Source organism: Pseudarthrobacter sp. 10T415, assembly GCF_056394175.1.
Window position 1 is genome coordinate 255,840 of the sequence record NZ_JBFTHJ010000001.1, and the last position, 22,141, is coordinate 277,980.

At 64.0% G+C, this 22,141-nt stretch carries 22 protein-coding genes; 11 read left to right on the forward strand and 11 right to left on the reverse strand.

All coding sequences use genetic code 11. The features are described 5' to 3' along the window. Window positions 1–78 precede the first annotated feature (78 nt). Window positions 79–2,031 (reverse strand): M13 family metallopeptidase, encoded by a 1,953-nt coding sequence (locus tag AC1DBN_RS01205; protein WP_091720350.1) that lies wholly within the window; start codon window positions 2,029–2,031, stop codon window positions 79–81. A gap of 251 nt (window positions 2,032–2,282) precedes the next feature. Here AC1DBN_RS01205 and leuA point away from each other — a divergent pair, with 251 nt between their 5' ends. From leuA to AC1DBN_RS01220, 3 genes are all read left to right on the forward strand, one after another. Then, window positions 2,283–4,022: a 2-isopropylmalate synthase gene (leuA, locus tag AC1DBN_RS01210; RefSeq protein WP_045731408.1), complete on the forward strand. Its 1,740-nt coding sequence runs from the start codon at window positions 2,283–2,285 to the stop codon at window positions 4,020–4,022. Between the two features lie 85 nt (window positions 4,023–4,107). Continuing rightward, complete coding sequence (recO, locus tag AC1DBN_RS01215) at window positions 4,108–4,860, forward strand: DNA repair protein RecO (protein WP_477722454.1); 753 nt, start codon at window positions 4,108–4,110, stop codon at window positions 4,858–4,860. Between the two features lie 2 nt (window positions 4,861–4,862). After that, complete coding sequence (locus tag AC1DBN_RS01220; RefSeq protein WP_477722455.1) at window positions 4,863–5,702, forward strand: isoprenyl transferase; 840 nt, start codon at window positions 4,863–4,865, stop codon at window positions 5,700–5,702. Here the strand turns inward: AC1DBN_RS01220 and AC1DBN_RS01225 are convergent. Continuing rightward, the gene (locus tag AC1DBN_RS01225; RefSeq protein ID WP_477722456.1) at window positions 5,648–6,655 is read right to left on the reverse strand and encodes an alpha/beta hydrolase; all 1,008 of its coding nucleotides are present in this window, start codon (window positions 6,653–6,655) and stop codon (window positions 5,648–5,650) included. The two genes, AC1DBN_RS01220 and AC1DBN_RS01225, sit on opposite strands and share 55 nt — an antisense overlap. A gap of 107 nt (window positions 6,656–6,762) precedes the next feature. On the opposite strand from AC1DBN_RS01225, the gene AC1DBN_RS01230 reads away from it, so the two are divergent. Beyond that, window positions 6,763–7,833, forward strand: a complete 1,071-nt coding sequence (locus AC1DBN_RS01230) for a quinone-dependent dihydroorotate dehydrogenase (protein ID WP_477722457.1) — start codon at window positions 6,763–6,765, stop codon at window positions 7,831–7,833. Between the two features lie 83 nt (window positions 7,834–7,916). Here AC1DBN_RS01230 and AC1DBN_RS01235 read toward each other — a convergent pair whose 3' ends face one another. Further along, the gene (locus AC1DBN_RS01235; RefSeq protein ID WP_091720336.1) at window positions 7,917–8,519 is read right to left on the reverse strand and encodes a DUF3043 domain-containing protein; all 603 of its coding nucleotides are present in this window, start codon (window positions 8,517–8,519) and stop codon (window positions 7,917–7,919) included. 89 nt (window positions 8,520–8,608) lie between these two features. Between AC1DBN_RS01235 and AC1DBN_RS01240 the strand changes: the two genes are divergently transcribed. The 5 genes from AC1DBN_RS01240 to AC1DBN_RS01260 all read left to right on the forward strand — a co-directional run bounded on the left by AC1DBN_RS01240 (window position 8,609) and on the right by AC1DBN_RS01260 (window position 13,838). After that, entirely contained in the window at window positions 8,609–10,063 is a 1,455-nt protein-coding gene (locus AC1DBN_RS01240) for a M20/M25/M40 family metallo-hydrolase (RefSeq protein ID WP_477722458.1), read from the forward strand. Between the two features lie 192 nt (window positions 10,064–10,255). Continuing rightward, window positions 10,256–10,642, forward strand: coding sequence for a HesB/IscA family protein (locus AC1DBN_RS01245; RefSeq protein WP_015937148.1), 387 nt, complete (start codon window positions 10,256–10,258; stop codon window positions 10,640–10,642). A 187-nt stretch (window positions 10,643–10,829) separates the two neighbouring features. Next, window positions 10,830–11,702, forward strand: coding sequence for an aa3-type cytochrome oxidase subunit II (gene ctaC, locus AC1DBN_RS01250; protein ID WP_015937147.1), 873 nt, complete (start codon window positions 10,830–10,832; stop codon window positions 11,700–11,702). A gap of 10 nt (window positions 11,703–11,712) precedes the next feature. Continuing rightward, the gene (gene ctaD / locus AC1DBN_RS01255; protein ID WP_091720331.1) at window positions 11,713–13,440 is read left to right on the forward strand and encodes an aa3-type cytochrome oxidase subunit I; all 1,728 of its coding nucleotides are present in this window, start codon (window positions 11,713–11,715) and stop codon (window positions 13,438–13,440) included. Further along, window positions 13,437–13,838 (forward strand): cytochrome c oxidase subunit 4, encoded by a 402-nt coding sequence (locus AC1DBN_RS01260; protein ID WP_056079276.1) that lies wholly within the window; start codon window positions 13,437–13,439, stop codon window positions 13,836–13,838. Before ctaD ends, AC1DBN_RS01260 begins: the two co-directional genes overlap by 4 nt. A gap of 134 nt (window positions 13,839–13,972) precedes the next feature. Here AC1DBN_RS01260 and AC1DBN_RS01265 read toward each other — a convergent pair whose 3' ends face one another. Continuing rightward, complete coding sequence (locus AC1DBN_RS01265; RefSeq protein ID WP_477722459.1) at window positions 13,973–14,284, reverse strand: HPr family phosphocarrier protein; 312 nt, start codon at window positions 14,282–14,284, stop codon at window positions 13,973–13,975. A gap of 168 nt (window positions 14,285–14,452) precedes the next feature. Between AC1DBN_RS01265 and AC1DBN_RS01270 the strand changes: the two genes are divergently transcribed. After that, window positions 14,453–15,223: a GntR family transcriptional regulator gene (locus tag AC1DBN_RS01270; RefSeq protein WP_091720325.1), complete on the forward strand. Its 771-nt coding sequence runs from the start codon at window positions 14,453–14,455 to the stop codon at window positions 15,221–15,223. A gap of 124 nt (window positions 15,224–15,347) precedes the next feature. Here the strand turns inward: AC1DBN_RS01270 and qcrB are convergent, their stop codons facing one another. From qcrB to ctaE, 4 genes are all read right to left on the reverse strand, one after another. Beyond that, entirely contained in the window at window positions 15,348–17,018 is a 1,671-nt protein-coding gene (gene qcrB, locus AC1DBN_RS01275) for a cytochrome bc1 complex cytochrome b subunit (protein WP_091720322.1), read from the reverse strand. Next, on the reverse strand, window positions 16,996–18,066 hold the full coding sequence (qcrA, locus tag AC1DBN_RS01280; RefSeq protein ID WP_314214542.1) for a cytochrome bc1 complex Rieske iron-sulfur subunit: 1,071 nt from the start codon (window positions 18,064–18,066) through the stop codon (window positions 16,996–16,998). The genes qcrB and qcrA overlap by 23 nt, the downstream gene beginning before the upstream one ends. Before the next feature lie 98 nt (window positions 18,067–18,164). After that, on the reverse strand, window positions 18,165–18,953 hold the full coding sequence (qcrC, locus tag AC1DBN_RS01285) for a cytochrome bc1 complex diheme cytochrome c subunit (protein ID WP_091720317.1): 789 nt from the start codon (window positions 18,951–18,953) through the stop codon (window positions 18,165–18,167). A gap of 86 nt (window positions 18,954–19,039) precedes the next feature. After that, entirely contained in the window at window positions 19,040–19,678 is a 639-nt protein-coding gene (gene ctaE / locus AC1DBN_RS01290; protein ID WP_172829962.1) for an aa3-type cytochrome oxidase subunit III, read from the reverse strand. Window positions 19,679–19,826: 148 nt separating this feature from the next. Between ctaE and trpD the strand changes: the two genes are divergently transcribed. Beyond that, window positions 19,827–20,882 (forward strand): anthranilate phosphoribosyltransferase, encoded by a 1,056-nt coding sequence (trpD, locus tag AC1DBN_RS01295; RefSeq protein WP_091720314.1) that lies wholly within the window; start codon window positions 19,827–19,829, stop codon window positions 20,880–20,882. A 15-nt stretch (window positions 20,883–20,897) separates the two neighbouring features. Here the strand turns inward: trpD and AC1DBN_RS01300 are convergent, their stop codons facing one another. From AC1DBN_RS01300 to AC1DBN_RS01310, 3 genes are all read right to left on the reverse strand, one after another. Continuing rightward, the gene (locus AC1DBN_RS01300; RefSeq protein WP_045731394.1) at window positions 20,898–21,179 is read right to left on the reverse strand and encodes an Lrp/AsnC family transcriptional regulator; all 282 of its coding nucleotides are present in this window, start codon (window positions 21,177–21,179) and stop codon (window positions 20,898–20,900) included. A gap of 124 nt (window positions 21,180–21,303) precedes the next feature. Next, complete coding sequence (locus tag AC1DBN_RS01305) at window positions 21,304–21,699, reverse strand: DUF3054 domain-containing protein (protein WP_477722460.1); 396 nt, start codon at window positions 21,697–21,699, stop codon at window positions 21,304–21,306. 62 nt (window positions 21,700–21,761) lie between these two features. Beyond that, window positions 21,762–22,034, reverse strand: coding sequence for a hypothetical protein (locus tag AC1DBN_RS01310; RefSeq protein ID WP_314214534.1), 273 nt, complete (start codon window positions 22,032–22,034; stop codon window positions 21,762–21,764). Between the last annotated feature and the right edge of the window lie 107 nt (window positions 22,035–22,141).

A 22,141-nucleotide genomic window follows, 5' to 3' on the forward strand; every position in this document is an offset into this window, starting at 1 on the left:
GGTTCGGAGCCCCTAGCAAACGGCCGCGGTGCCAGCCCATCAGGCTGGCTCCGCGGCCGTTGCCGTTCTTCGGATGGATTACCAGATGCTGACCCGCTCGGCCGGCGGCATCCACATCTCGTCCTGTTCGGTCACCTCGAAGGCGTCGTGGAAAGCGTCGAGGTTGCGGGCGATGGCGTTGGTCCTGAACTCGTTGGGGGAGTGCGGGTCAGTGGCCAGGCGGCGGATGGCCTCCTCCTGCCGGATGACCTGGCGCCAGCCGGCCGCCCACGAAGCGAAGAAGCGCTGGTGGCCGGTCAGGCCGTCCAGGACCTCCGGTTCCTGGCCTTCCAGGCTGATTCGGTAGGCCTTGTGGGCGATGGCCAAACCTGCGAGGTCGCCAATGTTCTCGCCCAGCGTCAGCCGGCCGTTGACATGGTGTCCCGGGGCGGCCGCGGGGGAGAGGGCGTCGTACTGCGCCACGAGGCGGGCAGTGAGCTTCTCGAAAGCCTGCCGGTCCTCATCCGTCCACCAGTTACGGAGGGCGCCGCCGCCGTCGAACTGGGATCCCTGGTCGTCAAAGCCGTGGCCGATCTCATGACCGATCACAGCCCCGATACCGCCGTAGTTGACGGCGTCATCGGCGTCGGCCGTGAAGAACGGCGGCTGCAGGATGGCTGCCGGGAAAACAATTTCGTTCATCATGGGGTGGTAGTAGGCGTTGACGGTCTGCGGTGTCATGAGCCACTTGTTGCGGTCCACAGGCTTGCCCACCTCATCGAGGTGCCGGTCGACGTCGGCGTTATGGGCGCGCTCCACGTTCCCGAGGAGGTCGTTGGGGTCGATCTCCACGGCAGAGTAGTCGATCCACTCATCGGGGAAGCCTATCTTGGCGCGGAACCCGTCCAGTTTGCGCAGGGCTTCGGCTTTGGTGTCCGACCCCATCCAGCCCACTTCGGTGATGCTGCTCCGGTACGCCTCGATAAGGTTGCCCACGAGGGTCTGCATCCTGTCTTTGTGGGATTCCGGGAAGTGCCGTGCCACGTAGATCTGCCCGACTGCCTCACCGAGGGCCGCCTCCACTACAGCGACGCCGCGCTTCCAACGGTCCTTGTTCCGCGGGGTGCCACTGATGGTGGTTCCGTAAAAGGCAAAATTCGCGTCGACGACGGCCTGCGACAGGTAGGGAGCCGCGGCGCTGATAACGCGCATCGCCAGCCAGTCCCGCCACGCATCCAGCGGTTCGGAATCCAGGAGAGCTGCCGCGCCCGAGAAGAAGTCGGGGGTGCTCACCACGATTTCCTGCCGTTTGTCTCCGGCGATGTCCGCGGCCTCGAACCAGGTGGCAAGAAGTGGGAACAGTTCCGCCGCTTGCTCTGCTGTTTTGAGGTTGTAGGTCTTTTGCGGATCCCGCAGGGTGACGTTGTCCCAGTGGTGCGAGGCCAGCTTTGTTTCCAGGTCCACCACACGTTCCGCAGCAGCCTCTGCGTCCTTCCGCCCCGCCAGGGCCAGCATCGTGGCTATGTGGGTCCGGTACGCGGCGACGGTCGGGGCGAATTTTTCGTCACGGTAGTAGGACTCATCGGGAAGGCCGAGGCCGCCCTGTCCGGTGTACAGCAGAACACGGTCCGGATTTCCGGCATCGGGGGCCGGGTAGATGTAGAAGAGCCCGCCCACGTCCGAGCGGAAGAGCCGTCCGGCCAAGGCAACGAGGTCAGTGACAGAGCCCGTGGCGTAGACGTCCTCGAGCCTTTGGCGGATCGGATCGATGCCCTTCGCTTCGGCGGCAGCCTCATCCATGAAGCTGTTGTACAGCCCGCCGATCTTGCGTTCTATACCGCTTGCCGCGTCACCCTTGGCCGCGGCTTCCTCGATGATGTCCCGAACGGCGAGTTCCGAGCCGTCCCGCAACGCGGTGAAGGTCCCTTCCAGCGGCCGGTCGTCCGGGATCTCGGTGGCCTTCAGCCAGGCACCGTTGACGTGCTGGTAAAGGTCGTCCTGCGGCCGGACCGTGTGATCAATGGTGGAAAGGTCGATCCCCGAAATGGGCACTGAAACTCCTTTTGCTGCGACGCCGCTGCGGGCACAAATACCCGGTGCGTCTGCATGATGGACTTTACGGACGGTAGTGCCCTTTCATCTTACGCACCCGTGTTACCCTCAAAAGGTGCGTGCAGAGTTCCTCCTCCTTAGCTGCCGCGGCGAGGCTACAGACGCTATCTAGCGCAAGGCCCACCCTCGCTGCGGAGTTTGTGTTGCCCGGCCACCCTTTCACTGAAGATCCATAGAAAAGGCCCCAAGTAATGCGAAACGCACAGAAGTCCTCAGGAATGCCCTTCCACCGTTACACGCCGTTTCAGGACCAGATCACCGTCGAGATGCCGGACCGTACCTGGCCGGACAAGGTGATCACCAAGGCCCCGCGCTGGTGTGCAGTGGACCTGCGGGACGGCAACCAGGCGCTGATCGATCCCATGAGCCCGGCACGCAAAATGAAGATGTTCGACCTGCTGGTCCGCATGGGCTACAAGGAGATCGAGGTCGGCTTTCCGTCTGCATCGCAGACTGACTTTGACTTCGTCCGCCAGTTGATCGAGGGCAACCACATCCCGGATGATGTCACCATCCAGGTCCTCACCCAGGCACGAGAGCACCTGATCGAGCGGACTTACGAATCCCTCGTTGGCGCCAAGCAGGCCATCGTCCACCTGTACAACTCCACGTCCGTGCTGCAGCGGCGCGTCGTCTTCAACCAGGACGAGGACGGCATCCTGGACATCGCACTCCAGGGTGCGCGGCTGTGCCGGAAGTACGAGGAAACGCTGGCCGATACCCACATCACCTACGAGTACTCACCGGAATCCTTCACCGGAACGGAACTGGAATACGCCGTCCGCGTCTGCAACGCCGTCGCCGACGTCTTTGAGGCCTCGGCAGACCGGCAGGTCATCATCAACCTGCCGGCCACCGTGGAAATGGCCACCCCCAACGTGTACGCCGATTCGATCGAATGGATGAGCCGGCACCTGCACCCCCGGGAAGGCATTATCCTCTCGCTGCACCCGCACAATGACCGCGGCACCGGCGTGGCCGCCGCCGAGCTGGGCTACATGGCCGGCGCTGACAGGATCGAAGGCTGCCTGTTCGGCAACGGCGAGCGTACCGGCAACGTGGACCTGGTGACCCTGGGCCTGAACCTGTTCGTGCAGGGCATCGACCCGATGATCGACTTCTCCGACATCGACGACGTCCGCCGGACCGTTGAATACTGCAACCAGCTGCCCGTCCCCGAGCGGTCCCCGTACGGCGGCGACCTGGTCTTCACTGCCTTCTCCGGCTCACACCAGGACGCCATCAAGAAGGGCTTCGAAGCCCTGGAACGCGATGCCGCCGCGGCCGGCAAGGACGTTGCGGACGTCACCTGGCAGGTGCCCTACCTGCCGGTGGACCCGAAGGACCTGGGCCGCAGCTATGAGGCCGTCATCCGCGTCAATTCCCAGTCCGGCAAGGGTGGCGTGGCCTACCTGCTCAAGAACGAGCACAGCCTGGACCTGCCCCGCCGGGCCCAGATCGAGTTCTCCGGCGTCATCCAGCGGCGCACGGACACCGTGGGCGGCGAAGTCAGCGGCGCCCAGCTCTGGCAGATCTTCCAGGACGAGTACCTGCCCTCCGGCAAAACGGACGGCCAGTGGGGCCGCTACTCCCTGGGCTCGGTCAAGACCGAGACCGACGACGACGGCGGCATGACGCTGCACGCGTCCCTCACCGTCGATGGTGCCCAGGTCAGCCGTACCGGTACCGGAAACGGTCCCATCGCCGCGCTGCTGAACATCCTCACCCAGGACGGTGTGGACGTTCGCGTGCTGGACTACAGCGAGCACGCCCTGTCCGAAGGCGGGAACGCGATGGCCGCAGCGTATGTTGAATGCGCAGTGGGCGAGCGCGTCCTGTGGGGCGTGGGCATCGATGCCAACACCAGCATGTCCTCTCTGAAGGCCGTCATCTCCGCCGTCAACCGGGCCATCCGCGACGCCCAGTCCTGATCCGCAGGCCGCCGCGTTGCCCTTATTTCGGGGCCACGCGGCGGCGCAGGGGCTGCCCCACCCCTCGGGGATGGGAAGATAGAGCGTGGCTCAACAATCCTTCGCCTCCCGGGCATACCGCGATGACGCTGTGGTTCTCCGTACGCACAAGCTGGGCGAAGCCGACAGGATCATCACGCTCCTCACAAAGCACCACGGGCAGGTCCGCGCAGTCGCCAAAGGCGTCCGCCGCACCAGCAGCCGTTTTGGAGCGCGGCTCGAGCCGTTCATGGTGGCTGACCTCCAGCTGATCTCAGGCCGTAGCCTGGACATCGTGACCCAGGCTGTGGCAAAAGGCGCCTACGGCGGCAGCATCGCCGCCGATTACGGCCGCTACACCGTCGCCGCCGCCATGACCGAAACAGCCGAGAAGCTCACCGACGTGGACGGTGAGGCGGCCACAGCCCAGTACAACCTCCTGGTGGGTGCACTGGCAGCCCTGAGCCGGAACGAGCACGCCGCCGGCCTGATCCTCGACTCCTATCTCCTGCGGGCACTGGCCACCGGAGGCTGGGCCCCCAGCTTCACCGACTGCGCCCGGTGCGGAATGCCCGGTCCGCATAAGGCCTTCGCTACTGCGCTGGGCGGCATGGTGTGCCCGGACTGCAGGCCGCCGGGCTCGCCCGCGCCGGCCGCCGAGACTGTCTTGCTGCTGGCGGCCCTGCTCACGGGAGACTGGCCAACGGCCGACGCTTCCTTGCCGCTGCACCGCAAGGAAGCCGCCGGCCTCGTGGCCGCATACCTGCAATGGCATCTCGAACGGGTGCTGAAATCACTCAAACATGTGGAGCGTAGCTGACAGTGGCCTTGGGAAAAAAGACGACCCCCGCCCGCCGACGCACCGAACCGGTGGTCGCGCCCTACCCGCACCCCTCGGGGGCAGTTCCGCCGCCCATCCCGGCCGAATTCATTCCCCGCCACGTGGCCATCGTCATGGACGGCAACGGCCGCTGGGCAAACCAGCGGGGACTTCCCCGGATCGAAGGGCATAAGGCGGGCGAACCCGCACTGCTCGATGTCATGGCCGGCGCCATCCAGCTTGGCATCGAGTATGTGAGTGTCTACGCATTCTCCACGGAGAACTGGCGCAGGTCCCCCGAAGAGGTCCGCTTCCTCATGGGTTTTAACAAGGACGTGCTGCGTCGCCAGCGCAACCAGCTGGACGAATGGGGCGTCCGGGTCCGCTGGTCGGGCCGGCGGCCAAAGCTCTGGGGCTCGGTAATCCGGGAGTTGGAGGAGGCAGAGGCCTTCACAGCCGGCAACAGCACCTGCACGTTGACCATGTGTGTTAATTACGGCGGACGGGCGGAGATCACCGATGCTGTGTCTGCCATCGCTGCAGAGGTCGCTGCAGGACGGCTGAAGCCCGGTGCCATTACGGAGCGCACCATCCAGAAGTACCTCGATGAACCGGACCTTCCCGATGTGGATCTTTTCCTTCGCAGCTCGGGGGAACAGCGGTTGTCGAACTTCCTGCTCTGGCAGTCGGCGTATGCCGAGTTCGTGTTCATGGACACGTTGTGGCCGGACGTGGATCGGCGGACGCTGTGGGCAGCGGTAGAGGAATACGCGCAGCGTGACCGGCGCTACGGCGGCGCAGTGGATGCAGCGGCCCGGCCCGGCGGCTCGCCGGCCCCGTAGGCACGCAGCCAGCGCGCCAGGCGTGCGTAGGCGTCGGCGCGCACCCCGGCGGGGGAGAGGAAGACATCGTGCAGGGCACCCTCAATCCGCTCCACCGTGACGCTCCGGCCCAATGCCAGGGCCCTGGCGCCGATGATATCCACATCCAGTACCGCGTCAGTGCGGCGCATGGCTTCGGACCACAGCAGTCCGGTTGCACTCCCGGCGGACAACAGCACCAGGATGGGCACCTGGATGTGCAGCCCCCGGGCAACGCGCGCATGGCCGGCCAGCACTGCGCTCAACCAGCCGGCCCGTACCGGGAAGGCCATCGGCGGCCGGTACCGGTCGTCGATGGTCCACTCTCCCTCGGCCGCGCTGCTGATGGTCCGCCAGTAGTAACCCCGTTCAGGCAGCCGGAGGACAGCCGTGGGCCGCAGCCTCGCCATCGGCGCCATAAGACCTGAGGCAGCGCGCCGGACCAATGAGCTGCCGTGCATTTCCAGCCAGGGGCTGTTGAGCACCAGCCGCGACACGGAACCGGGGTTATCCGCGGCCCACAGCGCTGCCACCAGGCCGCCGGTCGAATGCCCCATCAGGGTGATGGGCCCGGGCGGGTCCCCGCCTCCGATAATGACCAGGGCCGCCTCAATCTCGGCATCGTAGTCAGCCAGACGCGACACAAACCCTCCGGGTGAACCCGGGCGCAGGCTCCTGCCGTGGTTATGCATGTCCAGGGCGTAGAAGTCATAGCCTGCCGAGTTCCAGAACCTGGCCAGGTCCGCATTGAAAAAGTAGTCACTCCAGCCATGCAGGAAAAGGACTGCCGGCCGCTGTCGGCGCCGCGGGGCACCGCTGTCAGGCTCCGGCCGGAAGCGCACCAGCGTGGCGGTCCGTTGCACGCCGTCGGGTCCCTTGGCCTCGAACGTCAGGGACTGGAATTCGGCGCCCAGGATGTCCTCTTCCCATGCCATGGACCCATGCTAAACCGGCACCCGGAGGGAACCGCTCCCATTAGGTCACGCCGGTTGTGGGACGTCTCCGTTTTGGTCCACGGCCCGCGAGGCGGAAAACTGGTTGCATGCGCCTTTACCCCACATTCTTCAAGCTGGCTTTTTCCTGGATGGACGCCGAACGCGCCCATACCCTCGGATTCAAGGGAATCCGGCTGGCGCACTCGTCCGGGGCGGGGAAGGTCCTCCGCAGGCTGACTGCCCCGGCGCCATCCCTTCAGACCACTGCCTTCGGCATCACCTTCCCCTCACCGTTCGGACTTGCAGCGGGTTTTGACAAGGAAGGGCACGGCATCGAAGCCCTCACCGAGCTTGGCTTCGGCCACGTTGAAGTGGGAACCATTACCGGCCAGGCGCAGCCGGGCAACGAGCAGCCGCGGCTGTTCCGCCTGATCCAGGACCGTGCGGTCATCAACAGGATGGGTTTTAACAACGACGGCGCCGCCGCCGTCGCTCCCCGCCTTAAGTCCGCCCGGGCTGCCCTGCAGCGGATGTACCCCGCGGTGCGGCCGGTCATCGGGGTCAACATCGGCAAAACCAAAGTTGTTGAACTTGCTGACGCGGTGGAGGACTACCGCATCAGCGCACGCACCCTTGCACCTGCCGCCGACTACCTCGTGGTCAACGTCAGTTCCCCCAACACGCCGGGACTGCGGCTGTTGCAGGACGTCGAAACGCTGCGCCCCCTTCTTACCGCCGTTGGGGAGGAAGCCGACCGTGCAGCGGGCAGGCATGTGCCGCTGCTGGTGAAGATTGCTCCGGATCTCAGCGACGCAGACATCGACGACGTTGCACGGCTCGCCCTGGACCTGAAGCTGGACGGCATCATCGCCACCAACACCACCATTGCCAGGACGGGGCTGGCGTCCCCGGCTGAAACAGTGGAAAAGTGCGGGGCTGGCGGGCTGTCCGGTGCACCGCTGAAGCAGCGTTCCCTGGAGGTGCTCCGCCGCCTCAAGCAGGCAACCGGCGATGCCTTGACCCTGGTCGCCGTCGGGGGCGTGGAAACAGCCCAGGACGTGCAGGACCGGCTCGACGCAGGGGCAACCCTGGTCCAGGGTTACACGGCCTTCCTGTACGAAGGCCCCTTCTGGGCGGCACGCATTAACCGGCAGCTCGCCCGCAAGCGGCGGTCCTGAAACACTTCGGGTCCTGACCCGTTTAAACAGCAGTCCCCGGCAGGTGACCTGCCGGGGACTGCTGTTTAAACGGAAACTCTGAATCAGGAGGGGAACTGGCCGCGGCTGACCTGGGGCTTGGGCAGCCGCAGCTTGCGGAACTGGAGGGAGCGCATGGAGCCGTACCAGACAGTGCCGCGCTCAACCTCGCCAAACTTCTCCGCCAGCCGCTTGCGCAGTTTGCGGGACAGCAGGAACACGTCCACGAACACCGCCAGGAACATGACCCAGAAACCACCCAGGACGTAAATCATGTAATCGCTGGATGCCGGCACCACCAGGGAGACCAGAACGAAAACAAGTGCGCCGAACATGAGGAATTCGCCCAGGCTGAAACGGGCATCGACGAAGTCGCGGGCAAACCGCTTCTGCGGTCCCTTGTCCCGCAAGGGCAGGAACTTTTCGTCTCCGGTATCAAGGGCCTGGCGCATCTTCTGCCGCTGGTCCTGGATGACCTGGCGCTCGGCAGCCTTGGAAGCCTTGCGGTCTTCCGGCACCAGCGGACGCTTGCGGGCGGCTTCCTGGGCCCTCCGTGTTGGAGTGGGGGCACCCTTGCCGATGACACCCTCCTGGCGCGCCGCCGCTTCCGCCGCCTGCTGGTCTACTGTCTCCTGCGCCGAGGGCGCTTCTTTTTTACGTCCGAACACCTGAACAGAATACCTTGCGGGAGGTGTCGGGATTCCTTGCCCGCGGCTGTTGCCGAAGCAACAGATGTGACGGGAGTAATGTTTTGGCCATGACTTCCTCGCCAATGGCAACCCCGCACGATCCGCATGGCCCCACATCCCCGGGCCCTGGGACAACCGGCCAGACGGACCAACTCCGGGCCGCCGTCGACCGTTCCTTCGACCAAACCCTGCGCCGCCTCAAAGACCTTGTGGCGATTCCCGGGATCGCCTGGCCCAGCTTTGACCGGGCACCGCTGGAACGCAGTGCCGAAGCGGTGGCGGAACTGCTTCGTGACGCCGGCCTGGACGAAGTGCAGACCCTCACCTGCCCCAAACCGGACGGCACGCCCGGCGGACCCGCCGTCGTCGCACGCCGTCCCGCGGCGCCCGGCAAGCCCACCATCCTGCTGTACGCACACCATGACGTCCAGCCTCCCGGCGACGAAGCCCTGTGGGAAACACAAGCGTTCACCGCAGTGGAAAAGGATGGCCGGCTCTACGGCAGGGGCGCCGCTGACGACAAAGCCGGCATCATGGCCCACATTGCCGCCTACGCCGCCGTCTCTGAAGTTGTAGGCGAGCTGGGACTCGGCGTGACGTTCTTCTTCGAAGGCGAAGAGGAAGCCGGATCGCCCACCTTCCGGCCCTTCCTGGAGGCCAACCGCGAGTTGTTGCGGGCCGACGTGATCGTCGTCGCCGACTCCAGCAACTGGAAAGTGGGCGTTCCTGCCCTGACCACCAGCCTGCGTGGCCTCGTTGACGGCACCATTGAAGTGCAGGTCCTCGACCACGCTGTGCACTCCGGTATGTACGGCGGCCCGGTGCTGGATGCCCCGACGCTCCTATCGCGGCTGATCGCCACACTCCATGACGACGACGGCAACGTCGCGATCGAGGGGCTAGTGGCCACGGACAACGCTGCCGTGGACCTCCCGGAAGCCGACTACCGTGCCGATGCTTCAGTGCTCGACGGCGTTCGTCTCGCCGGAACGGGCAGCATTGCCTCGCGCCTGTGGACCAAGCCTGCACTGTCCATCATCGGCTTTGACGCCCCGGCCGTGGACGTCGCCTCAAACACGCTGCTGCCGCGTGCCCGTGCCAAGTTCAGCCTCCGCCTCGCGCCGGGCCAGGATCCCGCCGCGGCCATGGAGGCTGTGGGCCGCCATGTTGAAGCCAACGCGCCGTTCGGTGCGAAGGTCATCTTCACACCGGGGGAGAGCGGCAATCCCTTCCAGACGGACACTGCATCACCGGCGGGCCGCCTGGCAATGTGGGCCCTGGGGGAGGCCTGGGGTGTCCCGGCCGTCGAAACGGGCATAGGCGGTTCCATCCCCTTTATTGCAGACCTGCTGGAGCTGTACCCGGAGGTGCAGATCCTCGTCACGGGCGTTGAGGACCCGGACTCGAGGGCGCACAGTGCCAACGAATCACTGCACCTGGGCGACTTCCGGCATGCAATCCTGGCCGAGGCGCTCATGCTTGCCCGCCTCAACAGCGGGGGCCTGGACGTGCAGCCCGGCTGATTCAGCTGACAGCCGGGCAGGGCTCCCGCCGCCATGCCGCCCAGGGAACAACGGGGGCCCTTTCATGGTTACGTCAGAAGTTAGAGCTACAAGGCTGTCCGACGTAGCATGTAGCTATAGCCCATACCCAATCCGTAGGGGCAGGCACCGCAGAAGCGGAGCCGCCAGGACCCGTCCCAAGAAGGTAGGCCAATGAGCACCGCAACCAATGAGAACAGCACCGCAACCACCAGCGAATCCGGCGAACTGCCGGTCCACGAGGTCAACCTGACCGATGTCGCCGCAGGCAAGGTACGCAGCCTTCTCGAACAGGAAGGCCGCACGGATTTGCGCCTTCGGGTTGCCGTGCAGCCCGGCGGCTGCTCCGGCCTGATCTACCAGCTGTACTTCGACGAGCGGATTCTCGACGGCGACGCCGTACGTGATTACGACGGTGTCGAGGTCGTGGTGGACAAGATGAGCGTTCCGTACCTCAGCGGCGCCAGCATCGACTTCGAAGACACCATTTCCAAGCAGGGATTCACCATCGACAACCCCAACGCCGGTGGCTCCTGCGCCTGTGGAGATTCCTTCCACTAAGCCGGTCATTTTGCCGTATGCCTGCGCCGTGTCTCCTGCCAACAAGATTGGCTGGGAGGCGCGGCGCCGACATGTGGGCGAAACGTCCGGGGGAGCGGTAAGCTCTACACCGAGTAGTAAAACTTTTAGTGTGCCCGGGGCCGCCGATGGCTGCCCGGACAACAGCAACAAGTAGGAAGGGCCGTCTGTGAGTTCGCAGAACCGAACCGGCAGCCGACGCAAAACGATCACAACGATCACTGGCTTGGCAATTGCCGGCGCGTTGGTTTTGACCGGATGTTCGCCAGAGGTAGAGAAGGGGTGGCTGCCGACTGAACGCGGCACCACCAGCAACACCGACCGCATCATGGACCTCTGGGTCAACTCATGGATTGCCGCGCTGGTGGTGGGCACCATTACCTGGGGCCTCATCATCTGGTGCCTGGTGGCGTACCGCCGCCGCAAGGGGACCGTTGGTTTCCCCCGGCAGACCAGTTTCAACCTTCCCCTTGAGGTCTTCTACCTGACCATCCCGATCTTCATGGTCCTGGTGTTCTTCTACTTCACCGACCGTGACCAGCAGGCCATTGATGACCGCTCCCAGCCGGCCGACGTCGTAGTTGACGTCCGCGGCAAGCAGTGGGCCTGGGACTTCAACTACAAGTCCGGCGACGTCATCCAGGAAGACCTCCACGAAGCCGGTGTCCAGGCGCACCTGACCGGCAACACCATCGACAAGGAACAGCTCCCCACGCTGTACTTGCCGGTGAACAAGTCCGTTGACCTCGAGCTCAACGCCCGCGACGTTATCCACTCGTTCTGGGTTCCCGCCTTCCTGCAGAAGCGCGACATGATCCCCGGAAAGACCAACTACATCAGGTTCACCCCCACTAAAGAGGGCACCTACGACGGCAAGTGTGCCGAACTCTGCGGCGAGTACCACTCCGAAATGCTGTTCCGCGTCAAGGTGGTGTCGGAATCTGAATTCCAGGCCCACATGGACGGGCTGAAGGCAGCCGGCAACACCGGGCTGCTGGGCGTGGAGTACGACCGCAACCCTAACCTGAACGAAATTAAGTAAGGGGAGCGACGTGGCTACGTACACTCAATCCGCACCCACAGGAGCCCTGCAGGCTCCGGTGGTACCCAAATCCAAGGGACGCATCGTCGTCAATTGGATCACCTCCACTGACCACAAGACCATCGGGTACATGTACCTGATCGCCTCGTTCGTCTTCTTCTGCCTCGGCGGCGTCATGGCGCTGCTCATCCGTGCCGAACTCTTCGAGCCCGGCATGCAGATCCTGCAGACGAAGGAACAGTACAACCAGCTGTTCACCATGCATGGCACGGTCATGCTCCTGATGTTCGCCACCCCGCTGTTCGCGGGCTTCGCCAACGTCATCATGCCGCTCCAGATCGGTGCCCCCGACGTCGCATTCCCGCGTCTGAACGCCCTGGCCTTCTGGTTCTTCCTCTTCGGTTCCACCATTGCGGTGTCCGGCTTCATCACCCCGCAGGGTGCGGCATCTTTCGGCTGGTTCGCCTACGCACCACTGTCGAACACCACATTCAGCCCCGGCATCGGCGGTGATCTGTGGGTCTTCGGCCTGGCGCTCTCCGGCTTCGGAACCATCCTCGGTGCGGTCAACTTCATCACCACCATTATCTGCATGCGCGCCCCGGGCATGACCATGTGGCGCATGCCGATCTTCACCTGGAACACCCTGATCACGGCCATCCTGGTCCTGATGGCGTTCCCCCCGCTGGCCGCCGCACTGTTCGCCTTGGGCGCCGACCGCAGGTTTGGTGCACACATTTTCGATCCCGAAAACGGCGGCGCCGTCCTCTGGCAGCACCTGTTCTGGTTCTTCGGCCACCCCGAGGTGTACATCATCGCGCTGCCGTTCTTCGGCATCGTGTCTGAGATCTTCCCGGTGTTCAGCCGCAAGCCGATCTTCGGTTACAAGGGCCTCGTTTACGCCACGATTGCCATCGCTGCACTGTCCGTGACGGTGTGGGCCCACCACATGTACGTCACCGGCTCGGTGCTGCTGCCGTTCTTCGCCTTCATGACGATGCTGATTGCTGTTCCGACCGGCGTGAAGTTCTTCAACTGGATCGGCACCATGTGGCGCGGTTCCATCACGTTTGAAACCCCCATGCTCTGGAGCATCGGGTTCCTCGTGACGTTCCTCTTCGGTGGCCTCACCGGCATCATCCTGGCCTCGCCTCCGCTCGACTTCCACGTCTCGGACTCCTACTTCGTGGTGGCGCACTTCCACTACGTGGTCTTCGGAACCGTGGTGTTCGCCATGTTCGCCGGCTTCTACTTCTGGTGGCCCAAGTGGACCGGAAAGATGCTCAACGAGCGCCTCGGCAAGATCCACTTCTGGCTCCTGTTCCTGGGCTTCCACGGCACGTTCCTCATCCAGCACTGGCTCGGTGTCGAGGGCATGCCCCGCCGCTACGCCGACTACCTGGTGGAAGATAACTTCACCTGGATGAACCAGTTCTCGACTGTGGCGTCCTTCGTCCTCGGCGCCTCGCTGATTCCGTTCTTCTGGAACGTCTACATCACATGGCGGAAGGCCGAAAGGGTGCAGGTTGATGACCCTTGGGGCTTCGGTGCCTCCCTCGAATGGGCCACGTCCTGCCCGCCGCCGCGCCACAACTTCACCTCGCTGCCCCGGATCCGTTCCGAGCGCCCCGCCCTGGACCTGCACCACCCTGAACTGCGACAGGTCCACACCGTCGATTCGCCGGCACCTGCGGCCAGCGTTCTCGGCAACGCCGACCAGAAGGACACCGCACAGTGAAAATCGAATCTTGGATCTTTGGATCGGGAGTCTTCTTCTTCATCCCTGTCTCCATCGTGTACGGGTTCCTGACGCACTGGAACGAGTGGGTCGGCACCCTCGGTGTCCTGCTCGTGGGCGGACTGGCCGGCATGATCGGCGCGTACCTTGGCTTCACCGCCAAGCGCGTGGGTATGCGCCCCGAGGACCGCAGCGACGCTGAGATCCACGAAGGCGCCGGCGAGCAGGGGCACTTCAGCCCCTGGAGCTGGTGGCCCCTGGTCCTCGGCCTGGCTTGCGCCACCGGGTTCCTCGGCCTGGCTGTTGGGTTCTGGATTGTCTTCATTGCTGCCGGCCTTGCGGTCGTAGCGCTTGTCGGCTGGGTATACGAATACAGCCGTGGGGACCACGCCCACTAGGCAACACACTTAATAACGACGCCGGCCCCCACCTTTTGGTGGGGGCCGGCATCGTTGTGTCTGGGCCAGTTTGTTCGGGACTGATTCAGGCTGGTTCCGGGGCTGGTTCGGCCTGGTGCCGGGCAGTGGCCGGGCTAGTGCCGGGCGGCGGGCTGGAGGGCTCCCTGCGCCGCGAGGAGGTCTCCGAGGTACTGGAGGACCCCCGCGGCATTTTCCGCGCTTCCAGGCCCATCCAAGGCCGTCTCGCCGACCGTGAGCTCCACTGTGCAGCCGTGCTGGAAATCGGCAGTCATCACCTGAAGCAGCGACCGCGCATCGACGCCCGGGCTGCCGTCCTTGGCAATGACCACGGGAAGGCCCGTGTCCATGACGGCCCGGACAAAGTCGGCCGCTGGCCTTGCATGAAGGCCTACAGAAGCCGTGACCACGGCCTTGTGTGATGGCAAAGGGGACTCCTTCGTCTTGACGGACCCGTCCGTCTGTCGCGTAAATCTTCCTGCCCAAATATATATCCGGCGGCCCGGCGCTGCCTCCACGAAATCTGCTGCGGGAACACAGCTGGTCTAGACCTGACCTACGATTAGAGGTGGCATCAAGCAGGAAAAGGCGGACTCATGGCGGCTGCAGCCAAGACCATCAAGGGCGACATAGACCGCACCAGCGGTATCGCCATCTACATTCAATTGCGGGAGATCCTGCGCGCCTACATCGCGGAGGCATGCCCACCGGGCTCGGCACTGCCTTCAGAACGCGACTTGGCCGAACGCTTCGGTCTTGCCCGGATGACAGTCCGCCAAGCCATCGATGCACTGGTAGGCGAGGAAGTCATCGAACGCGTTGTTGGCCTGGGTACCTTTGTCCGCCGTCCAAAGCTTGATCTCCAGGTCAAGCTCACCTCCTACAGCGAGGAAATGCAGCGCCGTGGCATGGTTCCCGCGGCTAAGGTCCTCAGCTTCGAGCAGATCGGTGCCAGCGCGTTCCTCGCCCGCGAACTGCAGCTGGACGAGGGCACTCCGCTGGTGCGTTTCCGCAGGCTCCTGCTGGCAGACGGGGAGCCAATGAGCGTGGATGAGAACTTCATCCCCGCCCACCGCGTCCCGGGCCTCCTCGACGGCGAGCCGCCCACTTCCTTGTACAACGTCCTGAGCGAACAGTTCGGCCTGGTCATGGAGTGGGGTGAGGACATGATCGAGGCGACCGCAGCGTCCCCGTCCACGGCGCGCCTGCTGAACGTGGAAGTGGGCTCACCGCTGTTGAAGATCCAACGGCATGCCTTTGTGGCCCGCTCCATGGTGGACTACTCCGTTTCCTACTACCGTGCAGACCGCTACAAGCTCTGGGTGCCCCTGCAGCGACCAGGGGCACGCCGGGCGCGGAACCTTTAAGCGGGCCGCGCAGGGGACTGGCCCCACCAAGTCCCGGTGCTGCGGCCACCTGGACGTGAAATTAAACAGAGCAGGGCCMGGTCCAAATGGACCGGGCCCTGCTCTGTTTGGTGTCTGGGTGAACCTAGTGGGACAGGCTCTTGGCTTCCTCAGAGGCTTCCACTGCCGCGTGGCCGTGGCCATGGGCTGCTTCAAGCTCTGCGGGTGTGGCCGGAGCTACGCGGTCCTCAAAGAACCACTTGGAGAGGAAGGCGCGGCGCTTCTCGTTGCCGGTCACCACACCATGCTCGTTCGGCACAGCGGGGAGAACCTCAGGAGACTCGAAACCGACGAGCTTGTAGCGCTTGTACTCATCGAGCGGAGCGTGAACCTCGATGAACTCACCGTGGGGCAGGCGCACGATGCGTCCGGTTTCCCGGCCGTGCAGTGCAATCTCGCGGTCCTTGCGCTGGAGCGCAAGGGCGACGCGCTTGGCAACGATGAATCCGATGATCGGACCGATGAAGAACAGGGCACGAAGCCAGTAGGTGACGTCGTTGAGGGACACGTGGAAGTGCGTGGCAATGAGGTCAGAGCCGGCAGCCGCCCACATGACGCAGTACCAGATGAAACCTGCAACACCAATGCCCGTACGGGTGGGGGCGTTGCGGGGACGGTCCAGGACGTGGTGTTCGCGGTTGTCCTTGGTGATCCAGCGTTCGATCCACGGGTAGGTGAACATCACCGTGAACAGGATGCCAGCAGGTACCAGGGCGGGAAGCAGCACGTTGAACGTGAAGACAAAGCCCAGCCAGGTCTGCTCCACGTGCCAGTCACCAAAGGTGCCGGGCATCAGGCGCAGCGCGCCGTCCACGAATCCGATGTACCAGTCAGGCTGGGTACCGGCGGAAACGGGGGACGGATCGTAGGGACCGTAGTTCCAGATCGGGTTGATGGTGAAGAACGCTGCCATCAGTGCCAGGACACCGAAGACGATGAAGAAGAAGCCGCCGGCCTTGGCTGCGTACACGGGGCCAAGGGGGTAGCCGACAACGTTGTTGTCGTTGCGGCCCGGGCCGGGGTACTGGGTGTGCTTGTGAACCACAACCATGAAGAGGTGGAGCACGATCATCAGGAGGATCAGCGCCGGCACCAGCAGGATGTGCAGCATGTAGAGGCGGCTGATGATTGCCGTTCCCGGGAACTCTCCACCGAACAGGAAGAAGGAGATGTAGGTACCAACTACCGGGATGGACTTGATGACGCCGTCAATGATGCGCAGGCCGTTGCCCGAGAGCAGGTCGTCAGGAAGTGAGTAGCCGGTGAAGCCGGCAGCCATGGCCAGGATGAGCAGGACGCAGCCCACAACCCAGTTCATTTCACGCGGACGGCGGAATGCGCCGGTGAAGAACACCCGGAGCATGTGCACGGCGATGGATGCCACGAACAGCAGGGCTGCCCAGTGGTGGACCTGGCGCATGAACAGGCCGCCACGGATATCGAAGGAGATGTTCAGCGACGAGCTGTAGGCCACTGACATTTCGACGCCCTTGAGGGGCACATACGATCCGTCGTAGTGGGTCTCCGCCATGGACGGGTCGAAGAAGAACGTCAGGAACGTACCCGAAAGCAGCAGGATTACGAACGAGTAGAGAGCAACCTCGCCGAACATGAAGGACCAGTGGTCGGGGAAGACTTTTCGGCCGAACTCCCGAAGGATTCCGGAACCGCCAACTCGGGAATCGACGAAGTCGGTAACCCGGCCTGCCTTGGTTTTGGCGACGAAAGCGGGCTCAGCTGTTGTTGCTGCGCTCATGCATATCACGCTCCCAGTAACTCGGTCCTACAGGTTCATGGAAGTCGCTGGTGGCGACGAGGTAGCCTTCGTCATCAACTGCGATGGGCAGCTGGGGGAGAGGGCGGCTGGCCGGTCCGAAGATCACCTTGCACTCTTGAGTGAGGTCAAAGGTGGACTGGTGGCACGGGCACAGCAGGTGGTGCGTCTGCTGCTCGTAAAGAGCAACGGGGCAGCCAACGTGGGTGCAGATCTTGGAGTACGCAACGATGCCGTTGTATCCCCAGTCCTCGCGGCCTTCAGAGGGATGCAGCGATGCCGGGTCCAGGCGCATGAGCAGCACAACGGCCTTGGCCTTCTCGTTGAGCTTGCCCTCGTGGAGTTCGTTCAGGCCTTCGGGAATGACGTGGAAGGCCGAACCGATAGTGACGTCCGCCGCCTTGATCGGCGTACCGTCGGGGTCGCGGGCCAGGCGCTTGAGCTTGCCGTCCTGCGGTGCCCACATGGTGTGGGCAAGCTTGTTATCGGGCCGGGGACCCAGATCGCCGAAAATTGCCACTGCGGGCAGCGGAGCGAGGGCCACGGCGCCGAGGAGGGTGTTGCGGATCAGGGGGCGGCGCTTGATGCCGGTCTCTTCCACAATGTCGTCAACGATGCGGACTGCAGCCTGGCGGTCCTCTTCGTATCGGATAGCGTGGCGCTCTTCCGATACTTCGTGGTCCGGCATCAGGGCCTTGGCCCAGTGGACGATGCCGGTACCGATACCGAGCATGGCGAATGCCGTGCCGACACCAAGGAGGGCATTCTGCAACCGGATGGTTGCGATGTTGGAATCCTCGCCAAGGTCGATGGCGAAGTACGCCACCAGGAAGATCAGGGTTCCAACGACAGAGATGCCAAATAGTAAGGCGACCTGCCGTTCTGCCCGCTTTGCGGCCTTCGGATCCGTGTCAGCCAGGCGCAAACGATGCGGGGGAATTCCAGGATCCTGGAACTTCTCCACCTCATTCTGACCAGCCGTAGCTACGGTGCCCGAGTGGTTCGGACTGCCGTCACTATGGTTGCCCATAATTCGCCTCATCCTTCTCTCGTCCCGGCGGCTGCCGGGTTAGTTTCTAATATCAACCTGCTGGACTTTGCAGCAGAAAGTTTGGTGCGGGGACCGCGTCAGGATGTGCGGGACGTCAGCCAGATGGTGAAGGCAATGATGACGCCCAGGCCTGCAACCCATACGAAGAGGCCTTCAGCAACAGGACCCAGCGAGCCGAGGTCGGCTCCGCCCGGGGAACCGGTGCTTTCGATCTGCTTCAGGAACGTGATGATGTCCTTCTTGCCTTCGGGGGTGATGTTCGAGTCACTGAAAACCGGCATGTTCTGCGGACCGGTCGCCATTGCTTCGTAGATGTGCTTACCCGAAACATCGGCGAGGGCCGGTGCGAACTTGCCTCGGGTCAGGGCACCACCGGCAGCGGCGGCGTTGTGGCACATGGCGCAGTTAGTGCGGAACAGTTCACCGCCGGCGGCTGCGTCACCGCCGCCGTTCACCAGGTCCTCTTCAGGAACTGCCGGGCCGGCGCCCAGGGAAGCGACATAGGCTGAAAGCTGGTGGGTCTGCTCGTCGTTGAACTGGGCGGGCTTCTTGAGGGCCTGCGGTCCGTTCATCTGCATCGGCATGCGGCCGGTGCCCACCTGGAAGTCAACAGCAGCGGCGCCAACGCCCACCAGTGAAGGGCCGTCAGCGGTACCGCTGGCACCCATGCCGTGGCACGTGGCGCAGTTCGCCGCGAAGAGCTTGCCGCCTTCTTCAGTGTCGTTGGCACTGTAGGTGGTGGTGGAAGCCTTGGCCTCGTTGACGGTGGTTGCCACAGCGTACAGCCCACCCGTAAGGAGTAGCCCCATCAGGAGCAGCGCTATTGCTGCCAGTGGGTGACGCCGCTTTTGTGAGAGTGCCTTCACGTGGTGGTTCCTTTATTCGTTCCTGCGACGGCTTGTGGAGCCGCGACCTGAAATTCTGCCTCGTGTAGAAAAAGTTTCAAAACTGGTTACTTGAGTACGTAGATGACCAGGAAGAGGCCGATCCACACAACGTCAACGAAGTGCCAGTAGTAAGAGGTGACAATCGCCGAGGTGGCTTCGAAGTGACCGAACTTCTTCGCGGCGAACGACCGGCCCATGATGAGCAGGAAGGCAACGAGGCCGCCGATGACGTGCAGGCCGTGGAAGCCGGTGGTCATGTAGAAAGCGGAACCGTAGGCGTTGGAGGACAGCGAGACGTGCTCGGAAACCAGCATCGCGTACTCGGTGGTCTGGCCCGCGACGAAGAACGCACCCATGATGAACGTCAGGGTGAACCATTCGTTCATGCCCCAACGGGAGAACGAGAACACCCCTCCGGTGCGGCGCGGCTGGAGCCGTTCGGCGGCGAAGACGCCCATCTGGCAAGTAAAGGAACTTGCCACGAGGACGATGGTGTTAACGAGCGCAAAGGGGAAGTTGAGCTTGGCTGTCTCGTCCGCCCACATCTGAGCACTCGTGGAGCGCAGTGTGAAGTACATGGCGAAGAGACCGGCGAAGAACATCAACTCGCTGGACAGCCACACAACGGTTCCGACAGAAACCATATTGGGGCGGTTCAGCGTGGGGTGCGCCGGGGTACTGGGGGCATGGGTCGCAGATGTCACATAGACATTATGTCTGTAAAAGTCCGTGCTGCCCAACGCAAACCGCCTTTTCGGAGGACTTTTTCTACAAAGACGCGAAATCGCGCGGAAAAGTTCCCGCACCGGTTCATATTGGTCAGCCGCCGCCATCCCTCGATAGCATCAGCAGGTGACTTCACAGGCTTCCCCAGCGTCCGGCAACACCTGGCCCCGACTGATCTCAGCACTGATCAGCGGGCGTGACCTCACCGCGGACAACACGTCCTGGGCCATGGACACCATCATGTCCGGAGAAGCCACTCCTGCGCAGATCGCCGGCTTCCTCGTCGCACTCAGTGGCAAGGGGGAGACGGTCGAGGAGCTGTCTGGCCTGGTGGACGCCATGCTCGCACACGCCAAACCCATCACCATCTCAGGGGAGAAACTCGACATCGTCGGTACCGGCGGTGACCAGCTGAACACCGTCAACATCTCCACGATGGCGGCGCTGGTCGCGGCCGGCGCCGGTGCCCGGGTGGTGAAGCACGGCAACCGGGCCGCGTCGTCGTCGTCCGGCTCTGCCGACGTGCTGGAGGCACTCGGTGTGCGGCTGGACCTGTCCATCGACCGCGTCGCCAGGAACGCAGAAGAGGCGGGAATCACCTTTTGCTTTGCCCAGGTATTCCATCCCTCGTTCCGCCATACCGCCGTGCCGAGGAAAGAACTCGCGATCCCCACTGCCTTCAACTTCCTCGGCCCGCTGACCAACCCGGCCAAGGTCCAGGCATCAGCCGTCGGCGTCGCAAACGCCCGGATGGCGCCCCTGGTGGCCGGTGTCCTGGCACGGCGGGGGAGCAGGGGCCTGGTGTTCCGCGGTAACGACGGCCTTGATGAGCTCACCACCACCGGCCCTTCCACAGTGTGGGAGATCCGTAACGGCAGCGTCGATGCATTGGAATTCTCGCCCCGGGACCTCGGCATCAGCCCGGCTACCGTGGAAGAGCTCCGTGGCGGCGACGCGAAGGCGAACGCGGTGGTTGTCCGCGAAGTCCTGGCGGGCAAGGAGGGCCCGGCGCGGGACGCAGTCCTGCTTAATGCTGCCGCCGGCCTGGTGGCCTTCGATCTTTCAGCCGAGGGAACATTCCTGGACAGGATGCGCGGTGCCTACGCCCGGGCGGCTGCGTCCATTGAAAGCGGATCCGCGGCGGCAGTGCTTGATAAGTGGGTCTCACTCACTGCCTCGTAGAGGCAGTTGCCTCGCCTACTGTTCAAACCCCAACGAAAAAGCCGCGTCAAGGTCATGCTGGGAGTAGGCCCGGAAGGCTATGTGGGTGGTGGTGTGGACCACTGCCGGGACTTTCGAAAGCCGGTCGGCAATGACGTCCGCAAGATCCTCATGCCGGGAAACCCTGGCGACGGCGATCAGGTCCCACTCGCCGGTGACGGAGTACACCTCGCTGATGCCTTCGATTGCTGAGATCTCCTCGGCCGTCTCGGGAATGCGGGAAGCGTCCGTTTTGATCAGGACGAATGCGGTGATCACGTTGAAACCCTCCGGATCTGTTGCGCCGCGGCGTTGACCGGCGCGTTTCTTGGTCCTGCCAGCCTATTACATCAGTGCCCGCCCCGGCCGGACCCAACGCGTTGGGCCGTGGGAGCGCCGGTGCTCAGCTGCGGCGGCGCCGGATGATGCGGTACAGCGCCCGGTACCCCATGAGCAGCACGCCAAGGCTGAGAAGGGCGACGACGACGAAAGGCACCACGACGGTCTGCCCCGTGAGGGCCCTGAGCAACATGCCGCCGATGAGGCTGCCCAGCCATGCTCCGGTGCCGGCCCGGCGCAGTGACATGGGGGCGCGCCATGCGCGGGTTGCGAGCCAGCCTGCGGCCGCCCCGGCGAGGAAGGGCCACGCCGTGAGGAAGACGCCGGTGATGATCCCGTCCCGGGCGTGTGCGTCGCGGCCTATCGCCGCGAACACCAGGATCAGGACGACGTCCGCCACGGCGGCGGCAACGACCAAGCCGCGGGGGCCGGCGGCAGGCCCGGATGTTGAAAGACTCATGGTTTCGAGCCTATCTGTCCGCCGCGAAGCTGCCCGCATCGGCAACTGCCGCGGAAGCAGTCTCAGAGGCGGTGCACCAGCCAGCCAGGTTCCCACCGGACGGAGTACGGGCCGTTGCCGTCCTGTTCAACCAGGATGTGCGTGACTGTGTAGGCGATGGCAGAGCCAAACGCGGCGCGCACTTTCACCGGCGCCGGCCGGAGCATCAGCACAGGCCTTCCCGGCGCGTGCGTCAGCGCTTCTTCCCGCAGTGCACTCCGCGTCCGGCGGCCGGGGGACTGGGGGAGTACAAACGGTGGTGTGTTCTGGTCTTCGAGATACGGGGACTGCGGCATCGGACGTCCTGGCGCTAAGGAATTGCACCGGCACCATTTTCATAGGCGCAGGCGGCTTTTGGAGACGCCGCCACCAGGCTCTGCCGGCAGGCTGGTCCGGATTGAGG

Bases quoted from the DNA above. Each gene is read 5' to 3' on its own strand.
- leuA (WP_045731408.1), top strand. From the start codon at position 2,283: ATGCGAAACGCACAGAAGTCCTCAGGAATGCCCTTCCACCGTTACACG.
- AC1DBN_RS01225 (WP_477722456.1), bottom strand. From the start codon at position 6,655: ATGGCATGGGAAGAGGACATCCTGGGCGCCGAATTCCAGTCCCTGACG.
- AC1DBN_RS01230 (WP_477722457.1), top strand. From the start codon at position 6,763: ATGCGCCTTTACCCCACATTCTTCAAGCTGGCTTTTTCCTGGATGGAC.
- AC1DBN_RS01240 (WP_477722458.1), top strand. From the start codon at position 8,609: ATGACTTCCTCGCCAATGGCAACCCCGCACGATCCGCATGGCCCCACA.
- AC1DBN_RS01245 (WP_015937148.1), top strand. From the start codon at position 10,256: ATGAGCACCGCAACCAATGAGAACAGCACCGCAACCACCAGCGAATCC.
- AC1DBN_RS01270 (WP_091720325.1), top strand. From the start codon at position 14,453: ATGGCGGCTGCAGCCAAGACCATCAAGGGCGACATAGACCGCACCAGC.
- qcrB (WP_091720322.1), bottom strand. From the start codon at position 17,018: ATGAGCGCAGCAACAACAGCTGAGCCCGCTTTCGTCGCCAAAACCAAG.
- qcrA (WP_314214542.1), bottom strand. From the start codon at position 18,066: ATGGGCAACCATAGTGACGGCAGTCCGAACCACTCGGGCACCGTAGCT.
- AC1DBN_RS01305 (WP_477722460.1), bottom strand. From the start codon at position 21,699: ATGAGTCTTTCAACATCCGGGCCTGCCGCCGGCCCCCGCGGCTTGGTC.
- AC1DBN_RS01310 (WP_314214534.1), bottom strand. From the start codon at position 22,034: ATGCCGCAGTCCCCGTATCTCGAAGACCAGAACACACCACCGTTTGTA.